At 43.3% G+C, this 13,151-nt stretch carries 14 protein-coding genes; 6 read left to right on the forward strand and 8 right to left on the reverse strand.

Features of this window, described 5'->3' with window-relative positions; all coding sequences use genetic code 11:
- The 5 genes from H2O73_RS15335 to H2O73_RS15355 form a co-directional block, all read right to left on the reverse strand.
- Positions 1-1,396, reverse strand: a 1,396-nt coding sequence (locus tag H2O73_RS15335) for a VWA domain-containing protein (RefSeq protein WP_182109749.1), incomplete at its 3' end; no start/stop codon positions are given.
- Positions 1,389-2,360, reverse strand: a complete 972-nt coding sequence (locus H2O73_RS15340; RefSeq protein ID WP_182109750.1) for a vWA domain-containing protein — start codon at positions 2,358-2,360, stop codon at positions 1,389-1,391. The genes H2O73_RS15340 and H2O73_RS15335, both read right to left, overlap by 8 nt.
- Positions 2,361-2,822 carry a DUF4381 domain-containing protein gene (locus H2O73_RS15345; protein WP_182109751.1) on the reverse strand — a complete coding sequence of 154 codons (462 nt, stop codon included), beginning with the start codon at positions 2,820-2,822 and terminating at the stop codon, positions 2,361-2,363. It abuts the gene before it with no gap.
- A 4-nt stretch (positions 2,823-2,826) separates the two neighbouring features.
- On the reverse strand, positions 2,827-3,744 hold the full coding sequence (locus tag H2O73_RS15350; RefSeq protein WP_182109752.1) for a DUF58 domain-containing protein: 918 nt from the start codon (positions 3,742-3,744) through the stop codon (positions 2,827-2,829).
- A gap of 9 nt (positions 3,745-3,753) precedes the next feature.
- Positions 3,754-4,710: an AAA family ATPase gene (locus H2O73_RS15355; RefSeq protein ID WP_182109891.1), complete on the reverse strand. Its 957-nt coding sequence runs from the start codon at positions 4,708-4,710 to the stop codon at positions 3,754-3,756.
- A gap of 472 nt (positions 4,711-5,182) precedes the next feature.
- Between H2O73_RS15355 and H2O73_RS15360 the strand changes: the two genes are divergently transcribed.
- On the forward strand, positions 5,183-5,383 hold the full coding sequence (locus H2O73_RS15360; protein WP_182109753.1) for a restriction endonuclease subunit S domain-containing protein: 201 nt from the start codon (positions 5,183-5,185) through the stop codon (positions 5,381-5,383).
- A 351-nt stretch (positions 5,384-5,734) separates the two neighbouring features.
- Positions 5,735-6,382, forward strand: a complete 648-nt coding sequence (locus H2O73_RS15365) for a DUF8692 domain-containing protein (protein WP_182109754.1) — start codon at positions 5,735-5,737, stop codon at positions 6,380-6,382.
- Positions 6,383-6,481: 99 nt separating this feature from the next.
- Here H2O73_RS15365 and H2O73_RS15370 read toward each other — a convergent pair whose 3' ends face one another.
- Both H2O73_RS15370 and H2O73_RS15375 read right to left on the reverse strand, forming a co-directional pair.
- Positions 6,482-6,844, reverse strand: a complete 363-nt coding sequence (locus H2O73_RS15370; protein ID WP_182109755.1) for a hypothetical protein — start codon at positions 6,842-6,844, stop codon at positions 6,482-6,484.
- Between the two features lie 202 nt (positions 6,845-7,046).
- Positions 7,047-7,409, reverse strand: a complete 363-nt coding sequence (locus H2O73_RS15375) for a cystatin domain-containing protein (RefSeq protein ID WP_182109756.1) — start codon at positions 7,407-7,409, stop codon at positions 7,047-7,049.
- A gap of 217 nt (positions 7,410-7,626) precedes the next feature.
- Here H2O73_RS15375 and H2O73_RS15380 point away from each other — a divergent pair, with 217 nt between their 5' ends.
- The 4 genes from H2O73_RS15380 (at position 7,627) to opgC (ending at position 11,652) form a co-directional block, all read left to right on the forward strand.
- Positions 7,627-8,469, forward strand: coding sequence for a DUF6279 family lipoprotein (locus tag H2O73_RS15380; RefSeq protein WP_182109757.1), 843 nt, complete (start codon positions 7,627-7,629; stop codon positions 8,467-8,469).
- Positions 8,470-8,621: 152 nt separating this feature from the next.
- Positions 8,622-9,362, forward strand: a complete 741-nt coding sequence (locus H2O73_RS15385; RefSeq protein ID WP_182109758.1) for a sulfite exporter TauE/SafE family protein — start codon at positions 8,622-8,624, stop codon at positions 9,360-9,362.
- Between the two features lie 198 nt (positions 9,363-9,560).
- Positions 9,561-9,794 carry a hypothetical protein gene (locus tag H2O73_RS15390; RefSeq protein WP_182109899.1) on the forward strand — a complete coding sequence of 78 codons (234 nt, stop codon included), beginning with the start codon at positions 9,561-9,563 and terminating at the stop codon, positions 9,792-9,794.
- A 298-nt stretch (positions 9,795-10,092) separates the two neighbouring features.
- Positions 10,093-11,652: an OpgC domain-containing protein gene (opgC, locus tag H2O73_RS15395; protein ID WP_182109759.1), complete on the forward strand. Its 1,560-nt coding sequence runs from the start codon at positions 10,093-10,095 to the stop codon at positions 11,650-11,652.
- 92 nt (positions 11,653-11,744) lie between these two features.
- On the opposite strand, the gene H2O73_RS15400 is transcribed toward opgC, so the two are convergent.
- On the reverse strand, positions 11,745-13,124 hold the full coding sequence (locus H2O73_RS15400) for a helix-turn-helix domain-containing protein (protein ID WP_182109760.1): 1,380 nt from the start codon (positions 13,122-13,124) through the stop codon (positions 11,745-11,747).
- Between the last annotated feature and the right edge of the window lie 27 nt (positions 13,125-13,151).

Raw genomic sequence — 13,151 nt, forward strand, 5'->3', positions numbered from 1 at the left:
GTTGCTGTTGCTGTTGCTGTTGCTGTTGCTGTTGCTGTTGCTGTTGCTGTTGCTGTTGCTGTTGCTGTTGCGCCTGCTTAACGATATCAAGATTGGTGCGGGCATCTTGGTAGTTTGGATCTGTGTTGAGTACTTGCTGATATAGCCCAATGGCTTGGTCAAATTCACCGCTCTGCGCATAGGCGTTAGCGAGGTTGTAACGGCTATCGATATCGTCAAAGTTTTTGAGAGAGTGAATCGCGGCTGAGTAGTCTCCAGAGTAGTACTGGCTGATCCCTTTCCAGCGGGTATCTTCAAATGTATCAGCGGCTTTCTGGTACTCTTGTTTCTCAAACATCTGATAACCCAGTTGATCATTAGTAGCAAACGGATTCGCCAGCACTGGTTTTGGGTATGAGACCATCATGAAAACGAGAGTGACAGAAATAATCGCTCCACGACGAAATATCGACAAGGTGGGTAAAAGTAATAGCAAAATTAGCCAGTAACCATGATTAGCTCGGTCGCTGATCGTATGACTGTTTGGGTTTGCTTGCGCGTCAGTCACTTGATTGGTTAATTTGGCTATCGTTTCGATATCGCTATTGTCCGGTTGTACGGGAACAAAAATGCCATTTGTTGATTGCGCCAATTGCTGCATCAGTTTAAAAGGCACTTTCGCCACGGGTGTCGCACCCTCATTGGTGCGCATAAGCGAGCCATCTTCTAATTGGATGGGGGCACCTGATTGAGTGCCAATACCTAGGATAATGAGTCGATAACCTGCGTCGTTGACCATTTGTTCTATTTCATTGACTTCTGCCACGTCAATGTCATCACTAAACAGAATGATCTCTGCTTGAGCAAATCCAGCACTAGTGATGGTATCAAGTGCTAGCTGAATAGCAGAAATAGCGTTCGCACCTTGATAAGGCATAATCTGCGGCGATAGGTTGGGAACGATGCTGGCGAGAGTGTTGCTATCGCTTGTGAGTGGACTCGCCAAATAGGCGTCACCAGAATAGACAACCAGACCGGTTTGTCCGTCACGCCATAATTTGAGTAGGTCAATGGCTTTATAACGAGATATAGCAAGTCGGTTGGGCTTTATGTCATTGGCATACATCGAAAGAGACATGTCCATGATCAGAATGCGTGCGCTTGAATTACTATAGCTAGGTCGCTCGATTTTGGAAAAGCTTGGTCCTGCAAGGGCGACTATGGTGATACTCGCTGTTATCGCGAACAGTTGAGCAACATTTTTAGTCGAGTGGCTCGAACTGGTCCCCATCGCTTTTGCGAGATGTGGCGCAATGAGGCTTTGATGACGCTTACGTCTTAGCAGCCACATTGCCATCGCGGCAATCGGTATTAAAGCCCAAAACCATGCAGGGTAGAGAAAAACAAATTCAGACATGATTTCTTCTCACTATAATGAGCACACACCCAAGCAAAAGTGCCGTGGCGAGAGGAAAACGGAACCATTCTTGCTGTGGTCGCCATGTTTGCGTGGCTTGGCTTATGGGTTCTAGTTGATTAATTGTTTGATAGATTCTCTCTAGGTCATCGCTATTTCGGGCGCGAAAATAGGTGCCGCCAGTTAACTCAGCGATTTGTTTTAGCGTCACTTCGTCAAGATCTTGAGCTGTGTTTACTTTGCGAGTAAAAAGGAATTGCTTCACTTCCATTTCTCCCGCACCGACACCAACCGTGTAAATAGTAGCACCGTACTTTTTGGCAATTTTCGCCGCTTCTAACGGGTCTAATACACCTGCGGTGTTGCTGCCGTCACTAAGTAACACAATCACCCGTTGCGGCGCGTCGCTGTCAACGAACGTTTTAGTTGCGAGCCCTATCCCTTCACCGATGGCGGTTTTTGAACCAATAATATTGAGCACTATTTGTTGTAGTTGCTGCGCAATAGCGTGGCGGTCGAGTGTGAGTGGCGTTTGCAAATAGGCGTGATCGGCAAAAAATACCAAACCGAGTCGGTCACCACTTCTTTGCTCGATAAAATCGCTTAAAACATGTTTTACGGCACTAAGACGATCAATATAATCGCCGTTATAGAGCATATCTTCTTGGCTCATGGAGCCTGACAAGTCAACGACCAGCATCATATCGCGATGCTCTGGTTGATGAATGACAGGCTCGCCGTACCAAACGGGGCGCGCAGCGGCGCATAGCAACGCAACCCAAACACATCCCGCGAGGACTTTTATCGCAGTGCTGTTATTGGCGATATTTTGCGACGTTTGAGTCGGCAGATAAGGTAAATAGAGTGGTGCAGCCGCCTTTGCCGCAGGAAGCAGAAAATAGGCTACCAAAGGCAAAGGTACTAGCAAGAACATCGGCCACCAAATAAACTCTAAATTAGCCAATCATGCTCTCCTTTTCTTTGGCGGTAGAGCTTGTTCTACCCATTGGTAACAGTCTTGCACTAACTGTTCGCTATTTAGAATGGCTTCTTTGCTATACAGAACGCTTTGCCATTGCTCATAGTTTTGTTCAAAAATTGGCGTTGAGACTTGTGAGTCTAAGAAAATATACCAATCTTTGCCTGTGAGTTGGGCAATATGCTCACGAGGGTAGTAGCAAAGCGCAACTTGGCGAACGAGCTCAAGTGCCGCAGCAGGTTTCTCTTTAGGGATTAAATGCAATGCGGTCTTTTTAGGTGCAAGACGCTTCTTTTTCCAACGAAGGTAGAAAAGCAGTAAGGCGAAGATGAGTACAATACCAGCGAGCGACGCCCACCATCCCCATGCGAGTGGAAACCAGTCAGGGATTTGCGGCAAAGCCATATCTTGAAGCGGTAGAATTGATTCGTTGTTAGTGCTGGTCATACATTCATCCAGAAATTTGGTTTAGCAGTGGTTGATCACTGCTCAAGGCGCAAAAACTCATCCCTGTTTTTTGTGCAAGTGTTTTTAAGCCTTGTTGTTGATGATTAAACGCCAATTCAAGTTGTTGGCGAGATTGTTTTGATGAAAAATCTAACCACTGGTTTCGGATCCCATCGGTTACTTTTTCGGTGCCTCTAAATTGGGTTAAACCAGCTTCAAGAGGGTCGGAAATATGAATAAAGCGAACGCTATTGTGTTGTCTTAATTGTGACAGTGACTGTTTCTCTTGTTCATTGAGGCGCACAAAGTCACTAATGAATACTACCTGTCCTCCTTTAGGCGCTAGTCGACGCAATGCTTGTATTGCTGGTTGAAAACTATGCGGCTTCGTTACTCGCGGCTGCGATAACAATTGCGCATGCAATGTGACAAGCTTTTGCAAAATGAGTAGTGGACCTCGATTACGACTGGTTGGTTTTAACTCGATTAACTGTGAACCGGTATCAATCAGCGCACCAATCCTGTCTCGTTGCGCGACAGTGAGCCAAGCGATAAGGCTTGCCATATGCGCCATCAAGACAGATTTCAGCATCAACTTTGAGCCAAATAGCATGCTAGGGCTCAAATCCAAGTAGAGTACTAACGGTTTTTCTCGTTCTTCGGAAAATAGCTTGGTGTGTGTTTTTCCCGTTCGAGCTGTAACACGCCAATCAATCGCGCGAATATCATCGCCAGCTTGGTATTGACGCACTTCACTAAAATCCATACCGCGTCCCAGTTGGCGGCTTTGGTGTTGCCCCAACATCTGCGACCAGAGACTTTTTGCCGGAGGTAACCACTTCACACTTTGCTTTTGATAGTAGAGTAGTTCGTCTAAGGACAAATCGACACCGTTCGAAAATGGGACAAATTCGCTTTTCATCGGCAAACCCTACGCACTTCCAACTAATGAAAGCAATTTATCGATCACTTGATTTGGGGTGATGCCCTCGGCTTGAGCATGATAAGTGAGCATCAAGCGGTGGCGAAGCACTGGATAAATCATCGCTTGAACATCTTCTGGGGAAACAAAATCTCTGCCGGCTAACCATGCATGCGCTCTTGCACAGCGATCAAGGGCAATGGTGGCTCTTGGGCTAACACCGATCTCTATCCAATCCGCGAGTGAAGTATCGTATTGATGAGGTTGTCTTGTCGCCATAATTAGACGCACGATGTATTGCTCAACCCCTTCAGCCATGTGAATGTTTAATACTTCTTGTCGAGCTTGAAAAATGAGTTCTTGAGTCAAACATGGCGGCGTTGCCCCGCATTCACCCATAGCTTCCCCTCTGTTTAAGCGCAAGATAGCGAGTTCACTTTGCGCATCAGGGTACTCAACATTGAGATGCAATAAAAATCGATCTAATTGCGCTTCGGGTAATGGGTATGTTCCTTCTTGCTCAATTGGGTTCTGCGTTGCCATTACTAAGAACAATTCAGGAAGTTTATACGTTTGTCGCCCTGCGGTGATCTGCTTCTCTGCCATTGCTTCTAGCATGGCGGCTTGAACTTTAGCGGGTGCACGGTTTATTTCATCGGCAAGAATAAGCGAATTAAAAATAGGGCCGGCTTGAAATGTAAACTCGCCAGATTCTGGGCGGAAAATGTCCGTTCCTGTGAGATCGGCGGGTAACAAGTCTGGGGTAAATTGAACGCGATGAAAATCACCTTCGATACAATCAGCTAAGGACTTCACAGCTCTTGTTTTTGCCAACCCCGGGGGACCCTCAACTAAAATATGACCGTCCGCCAATAGGGCGACAAGTAACTGCTTAACCAACTCTTGCTGGCCGACTACTTGGCTTTCGAGATGCTCACGTAGATTGGTAAATGCTGTCGATGTCATCAGGTACTTATACTCCGTCATTTACTCCTTACATTTAGGAGCGATTTTACTTCAGAATAATTGAACATTAAATTCTGTAATTAGCGCATGCCGCTTTGAAAAACTATGATGATGTTTTGCACCAAACATATCAAGGATGATTTGATATCATAATCAGCTAGTTAAGCAATAGTAAAAGTACGAAAAATGGGCTGTCTTTCCATTATTTTACGCAATAGTAACGGTAATAAATCAATGCTGTTTAAAACCAGTTCGATTAGATGAACTTACCAGCAGTTTTCCCTGAATAACTAAACGAGAATTAGACGGCTTTTGCCGAAGGTTAAAGGGTGTTGAAATGGGTGCTTAGTTTTGTTTGATGTGCTACAGCTGAATAATGGTATAGCGATGGCATGAGTAAGGTTAGCCTAGAATAAGTGTCATGAAATGAGTAAACTTACCCGAGATTTGATGTTTATAGGTAAGTACCACCATGAATGATTTTGAGAAAGAGCTAGAGGCACTGTCACAAGAAATGGCTGATGAGCCAGAAGTGAAATTGCCTTCTATTGAAGAACAGAAAGCGATAGCGGCTGAGCTTAAGCGTTTAGAAGAAGCGGGTGAACTTACACCTGAAGTACTAGAGCAATATTTTGGTCAGTTTTACAGCAAATCTGACACGCCAGTACATTGATTAAGTGAATAGAATTGAAAAGCGCTGCCCATGGCAGCGTTTTTTTTGATTACATAACGAATGGTATACAAATAAATTGTTTTATCTTTTGAAAGTTAATAACCAATTTTTCAATAAGCATCGCCATAGATAGGGGGTTATTTTGTCAATTCTCAACTATGAGAGTGATTGTTATCTCATATTTTGAACGAGGCAGTGTTTGTATTTCACTTTGTAGCTTTACTCTAGACATTGAACTGTAACTGAATATTATTGCGCTGCATGTTGCTTGGAAACTACGCAAGATAAATTTATTTAATATTCTAGATTAAATAAATTAGCAGATATTCTAATAATAAAGTTTAGGTGAAAATGTATATTGACATAAGACAGTGGTTCAACCCCACCAAGAAAACGCTTTCGTTTCTTTATCTTCCAGCTTTATGCATCTTGGTTGGTGCTGTTGTTGTCAGTGTGAAAATGGGGGTGCCAATCTCCGTATTGACGCAAGACCCCTTGTCATCGACTGGTCAACATCCTTTCACCGGAGCAATCTCAAATCTAGGTATTGTCCTTTGGGCTTTCTCTGGCTCCGTCTGTATTTTTACCTACTGTTTATTAAAAAATAGCAGCATTGACCGTGCAAGAAACCGTTTTATTTTGTTGGGGGCAATAATCAGTTGTGCGTTTTTGTTTGATGATTTATTCATGTTGCATGAGTGGATATTTCCCAAGCTTTTGGGGTTGAATGAAAAAATAGTACTTATATTCTACGCATTTCTACTGCTTTATTACGTTGTCGCATTTAGAGGAAGAATATTAAGCCGAGATATTACGCTATTGCTTTTTTTCTTTGTGGGGTTAGCAATATCAGTATTGATTGATATGGTTCCAGACACCTATTTTACATGGCATTATTTACTTGAAGATGGGCCTAAATTTCTCGGTATAGTGAGTTGGTTTGGCTATCAGTTTACCACGTGCATGGTTGAAATTAGGCTAGTACAAAATTCGTTGTAACATAGGTATCCAGTATTATGGCAATTGTAATACGCCATAATACTGGTTGACTGATAGCGGCTAATCTATTGGGTCTAATAATCGCTAAAATGAGACGAGTTAAGGGCAGAGTTTGCCTTTATGGGGAATGCTGTCGACTAAATAATCACCGCGTGGATTGTGGTGAATGGTTCCATGCCAAATTTCACCATCTTCTAATTCCACTTCAAACGCGATGTAGCGGCCGTCTTCATTTAGTGCGCGTACTTCCAATACTTGTTTGATTGGGGAAGACGAATCAACATTTTGCATAAATCGATTAAGTGCTTGATGAACATCAGAGGTGATCTCAGTTTCTTTCCAGTTTGCGTATTTCTCGTGAGTACTGCATTTGCTCATCGCAAGATCTGACGTTTCTGACTCGGTAGCATAGGTGTTAAGTGCTATTGCACTGACGCCAATAGCCAGTAGTATTTTTATCATGCCTTTCCCCTCGTTTTACGACCATCTATTTGTCTTTTACAAAATTGAATGTGGTCGCTATTGGCAGAGTTGTCAAAAAATGGAGGGTGTTTTTTAACCAGCTTAATGTCGGTATGAGTATGATCTGACGGTTTAGCTAAAATGACCAACAAACGTAAACTTGGTTTCCCCGTTTGCTGGTCGATAAGAGTTCAGAATACGGCTAAGGGCAGAGTTTGCCTTCTTTTGCCAGGCTATCAATCAAGTAGTCACCTCTAATATTACGGTAGACAATACCATGCCAAAACTCCCCGTTTGCTAACTCAACTTCAATCGCATAGTTAGTGCCATTGACAATCTGAGTTCGGACATCAGTGACCGCTTTTAGAGGTGAAGTATTGTTCAAGCGATCCATAAACGTATTAACGGCTTGTTGGACTTCAGGGGTTAGTGTGGCGTCATGCCAACTGCCTGGCATCATTTGCTGTTGGCACATTGGAGGGACGGGTTTTTCTGGCTGTGTGTTGTAGGCGCAACCGCTAAGTAAAGTGGCTGTAAGCGTCGCGGCAACGATGTATCGACTCATTTATTTCTCCTCACTCGTTTTTTGTTTCGAGCTTATTTTTGGTTGAATCTAATTTGATTGGAGTTTGCTTTATTGTCAAAAACAATCGGAGCTCTATCGTCAGGCAAACGTCAAATTACTCGCTTTTATTGCACTAGCTCTTGCTTAATGCTGAACTGGTAGTGTGCTTTTTAAAGGTTGGTTCGTACTAACTAGTGAGTATTAAGCAGGGGAAGATATGAAGCGATGGTTAATTGTAGTGTTTATGTCGTTAACGCTAATCGGTTGTGGTACGAAGTTTATCTATGACAACTTAGATTGGATTGCAATCGAATACGTCGAAGACTTTGTTGAGCTAAATGATCGGCAGCAGAACTTGATCAGTGAATCGATTCAAAGCGCTGCTGTTTGGCATCGTTCCTCTGAAATTCCTGCGTATCTTTCGCAGTTAGATGAGTTGTTACTCCTTTCGCCCGCAACGCTAAATCAACAGCAGTTTGAGCTACAGGAACAAAAGCTTAGAGAGCATACGCAACGGTTGCTTGATCACTTTTTCCCCGCCATTGTCGATATCGTCGCGAAAATGAGTGATGAGCAGGTGGAGCAGTTGATGAATACTGTGCGTGTACGTCATATAGAGTTTAAGCAGCAATATCTCGACACCACGGAGTTAGAACTTCGAATACGCTATCAAAAACGGATTGAAGAGACGTTAACGGAGTGGATTGGTCCATTAACGGTACAGCAGCAATCATTAGTTGAGTTATGGGCTCAAGACTTAAGAGTAACGACACCGTTTTGGTTTGAATATCAGACGCAAATTCGCGTTGAACTAGGCAAAATGTTTGCAAGCAGAGCACAACGTGATCAGTTGGAGGTGTCGCTGCGCAACATCCTTTATCATCCCCAACAATACTATTCGCTACCATTGGAAATACGCACCAAACATAACTCGGAAATTAGTCGTCGTTATATCGTTGAGATTATCAATTTAATGACAGCCAAGCAGACTGAGACATTAAGGGAAGAGCTGAACGATTGGCGTGATATTGCCTATCAATTAACGCTTATACCCAAGTAACCTTAAGACGCTTAGTTCAGCGAGAATTATTAGGTTTACAGGCAAGGCACTGAATCTTGCATCTTGAAGTCACTTGGGTATAGATTTGGCTAAAGTTGAATAGTGATGGGTTGCGCTATCAACTAGAATACATGCACTAAAAGGAGTGCAGTATGGATTGGTGGTTACTCGTTGTTGCCGGAATTATTGGTGGGGTGTTAAATAGTGTCGCCGGAGGGGGAAGTTTTATTACCTTTCCTGCGTTGCTTTTTGTGGGTATTCCTCCAATAGGGGCAAACGCTACCAACACCTTTGCTGTAAGTGCTGGTTATCTCAGTGGGGCTTATGGTTTCCGGCAAGACATTGCTAAACAGCCGGAGGTTGTGCTGCCTATTGTGCTACTGAGTTTGGTTGGCGGTGGTTGTGGCGCTTTTCTACTTTTAAATATTTCAGAGCAATTCTTTTATCAAACCATTCCATGGCTATTGTTGTTCGCAACAATACTGTTTGTTGCAGGCGAAAAATTAAGCCGTAAGCTACCACAAACTCAACATGCCGCGGTGTTCCTTGGGGGAGTGCTGCTGTTTGTTAGTGCTTACGGTGGCTTTTTTAATGCAGGTTTAGGTATTGTTGTTTTGAGCTATTTAGTGTTGGCGAAATACAGCGACATTAATCAAATGAACGGCTTAAAGCTGTTGGTTTCAAGTTGTGTTTCATTAAGTGCTATTGCCATATTCCTATCACAAGGGGTCATCGCCTGGCTGCCGGGTCTTGCCGTGTTAGTGGGCAGTGTCATTGGTGGTTATGTTGCAGCGCGGGTTTCGAGGCAGATTAATCCAATCTACGTAAGGCATTTTGTCACCTTATCGAGTATCGCGATGACGATGTATTTTTTTATTGATGTATATGGTTGATCGATTGCAAATCATAGTGGCTTTTGTGCTGGGTATCTCAGATTGAAATCCTGTTATCGTATTTTATTCTAATTGAGATCTAAGGATGGTTTTTGGCTAAATAATGGTTGGATAATAACCATGCAAGCCAAGTAATACTTGATTGCCACTAACCAAACTAATTACGGTTTGTTCGTGCTTTTCTATTTGGGAGGAGTTATGAATAAAAAGTTAGGTCAGGTGATGACAAGCAGTCGCATGATCACCTTTTTCGCATTTTTGGCCGCTATCTTTGCATGGTTTCTTAACATGCACGCGCTATTTTCATTTACCGTGATCGCTCTACTGTGTGCGGCTTATGTCTACATTAAAGACAAGTTTACGGAATATATGCACGCACATGAGATGGTCAGAATTCATGCGGGGAAAGTCGCCATTTATATTGACGAGTAGGGTTTATAGTAGGGTAAGTATTTACGTGCTCTATATCGTAAACTCACGTATCTGCTGTTATTAATACGCCAGTCGAGAAGTTGTATTGGCGCTTCTCGACAATGACATAGTGTGCGAAATATATGATTAACCATATTTTGATACGGTGTTTCCATTGAGAACATTGATTAAAAATGGAAGCAGATCATATAGAAAGCACATTTGGTCAGAAGCATTTATGAAAAATCTTTCAAAATACCATTAACCAAGTACTGAAAATATTTGGATAACTGGTTTCAATTTTAGAAGGATTTTGATCATGAAACGCATTCCTGCGTTGGACTCAATTCGAGGGCTATTGCTCATCGTCATGACGTTGAACCATTTGTTTTGGATCAGCGGTGGTAACTCAATCGTACAATTTTTTACTCTACAACCTTTTGGACAATTTGGTGCGGCTGAATGCTTTATCTTGGTTTCAGGCTTTTTGGCTGGCGCAATCTACAGCCGAGAGAAATTAAGTAACGCCGAAGTTAAAACCAAAGCTTGGGGTCGAGCTTTGACGATCTTCCGATATCATATCGTCTGCTTGGCAATTGTTTTTGTTTGGTTTGCTTTGTGCAGTGCTTATTTACCGTGGGCAATGCAAGTAATACAACCTAATTTGACAAGTCTTGTCGAGGCGCCTTGGTCATCTACCGTGCTGAGTGCACTCTTGATCAATAAGCCTAATTATCTTGAAATCCTTCCTCTGTATATCATGTATATGCTGTTGCTACCGGCGCTTGTTGCTGCCTATCGTCGAGGTTGGATGATAGGGGTGATCGTGATAAGCACCATAGTATGGAGTATGAGTGGGTCTATATCAGATAGTCTCTTACTTGGTTTGCTCTCTCCGATTTTCCCTGATTTAGCATTGCAAACTGGCTACTTTGACCCATTTGCTTGGCAGTTTTTGTTTGTTGTTGCCTCGGCGTTTGGCTATGCCGCAAATCAGGCTAATTTTCGCTGGTACTCGGCTACGTTTGCCGTTGGCGCAGCGATAATCGCGGTTATCTTTTTGTGTGCTCACCACGGTACTTTCACTCGCTGGGGACTCCATCAAGGCATACTTTATTCATTGGCAGATAAACCTGAGTTAGGTTGGTTCCGTGTTCTCAATATCGCTATTTGGGCCTACCTAACGGCTGTTTTGATCCGCATTCGACCGAATTGGTTGGTGTTTAGACCACTAAGTTACATTGGGCGCCATTCTTTACAAGTATTTGCATGGCATACCGTCATGATCTACTTAATGGCTCCGATGCTGATGTCGCAACGTTTTGAACCTCATTATGAATGGCTTGTTTTTTTATGCGCGGCATCAATTTGGATTCCAGTATGGATGCGAGAGCACAGCGAGCACTTTTCGACAACGAAGCGTTGGAGCTTAGGAGGGGGCGGTGCCATCACGGTGGCTTTGATGTTGTCGTTAACTTTTACACCTGAAGCGGTGCCAGTAGTGGAGGCTGATAGTAAGGGGTTAGCACCACTCTCGGTGAAAATTGAAAATATTCAAGGTGATGGCGCGGTAGTGATTTTAGTGTATGCCGAAGAGGACAATCTAATGGGAATGCCGAGTATTCATGCTCAAGGTTATTCTCCACAGACTGCAAACTCAGGGGTGGTTATTGAAGGAATACCAGTTGGTAAATATGCGATATTTGCTTTTCAAGATGATGATAATGACAACCAACTGACGATGGGACCTAGTGGTATGCCGGTTGAAGGTTTCGGCTATTCCAACAATCCTGCCTTGCAAGGACCTCCAAACAAGGCACAAATCCAGTTTGCTCATCCCGACAAAGCACACCAAACGATACAGTTGGTTAATTTTTAGCTAACGACCAGCGAGTTCTAATTGTGTAAAAAGAGCCTCTGCCTACGAATTTATCGAGACAGAGGCTCTTTTTTGGCGATGGTTTAGGGGACTCAAACAGCCCAGCTGGATTTTTGTCTTGAGGCTCTTCGGTATTTAATCGGCGTGAGCAGCTCAAACTCGATGTAGCCATCATTGAACGCGAATTGCTGAAATATTTCAGGTGCTACGCGGTATTGATATTGCCTATGCTGCGAGAGCCGTAAATAGAATTTTTCGAGTTGATTTTCCAGTTGCCATACGTCGTTACCACGCCATTGAGTGAGTAAATATTTCCCTTGGCAGGAAATGTCATTCTCATTGTCCGCCGGAAATTGTTTACTAGACTCAGCGAAAAGAAGTCCCAGTGAATAATGGTACTGGCTATTGGGTTTTTCCATAGGGTGGTGGAAAACAACAGACACATCTTCATTGTTGCTATAACAAGAGTCCCATTGCTCGAGTAGGGTTGATAGCCTGCGAGTTCCGGCTCTCTTATTCACTGGAATTGAGCAGGAAATGGTTGAGCATAAGTGGTGGTTAAGGCTGATCTCATTGTGTTCATCAAACAAATCCCAAGTAGCGTCTGATTGGCTGTTTTCAATAGGCTCTATTTGACACTTGTGATGCAACTGACCCGTTTGATAGTCGTAATCCCAAAAAGAAGGCAAACCCGCAAAGTAATGTTGTTTTTCCTGATAAAGGCGTTGATTTAAAGGATAAAAAACAGCTGGCACATAGCTTGGACTAGGCAACGAAAGAGCCGCTAGTTGGCAACTAGGTAGTCTAATTTCCAAAAGATAGCCTGGAATGGCGTCTCCTTTGGCAAATGGGACTGCAATAGACATAGGGTATGTGCTTGTTGCTTCTTGGTTGTGCTCTCGAAATTCGAGTATTTGTGCCCGATGCAGCGTTAAGGACTCAGCATTAGGCATGGCGAGTAACTCGCGATAAGCAAGGTCGATGGTATTGAAAATGACATCAATATCGCGTTGTGGGCTGCTGACTGAAAAAACAAAACAGCCCCAACGTGTCTCTGGTTGTTCAAATATGGAGATTGATAGTGATTGTAAGGTGGAGAGCTGCTGAACTCTTTCTGCACACAACCGTTTAAAATGAATTCGCTCTGCCCATATGTTTTGTCCTAACAAGCAGGAAGGCGTGGCTGACATATGTTGGCGAAAAGCCCGAGCAAACGCTTCTTGAGACTCGAATCCAAATTCAATCGCGACATCGAGAACACGGTATTTTCCTTCTGCTAGTCGACTTGCCGCCATACTTAAAATTCGAGCACGCTGATAGTAAGAGATGGAATAGCCTGTCGTTGCTTTAAATTGATGTTGAATATAAGAGCGACTGTAGCCAGATTGTTTGGCTATCTCGTTAATGCTTAGAAGCTTAGGCAGTTGGCTTTCGATGAGTTCAACAATGCTCAGAATAAGAGTTTGATTCATGTTAGGCAGGGTTAAATAGGCAATGCT

The sequence above is a fragment of the Vibrio marinisediminis genome, assembly GCF_014050145.1.
Classification (GTDB): Bacteria; Pseudomonadota; Gammaproteobacteria; order Enterobacterales; family Vibrionaceae; genus Vibrio; species Vibrio marinisediminis.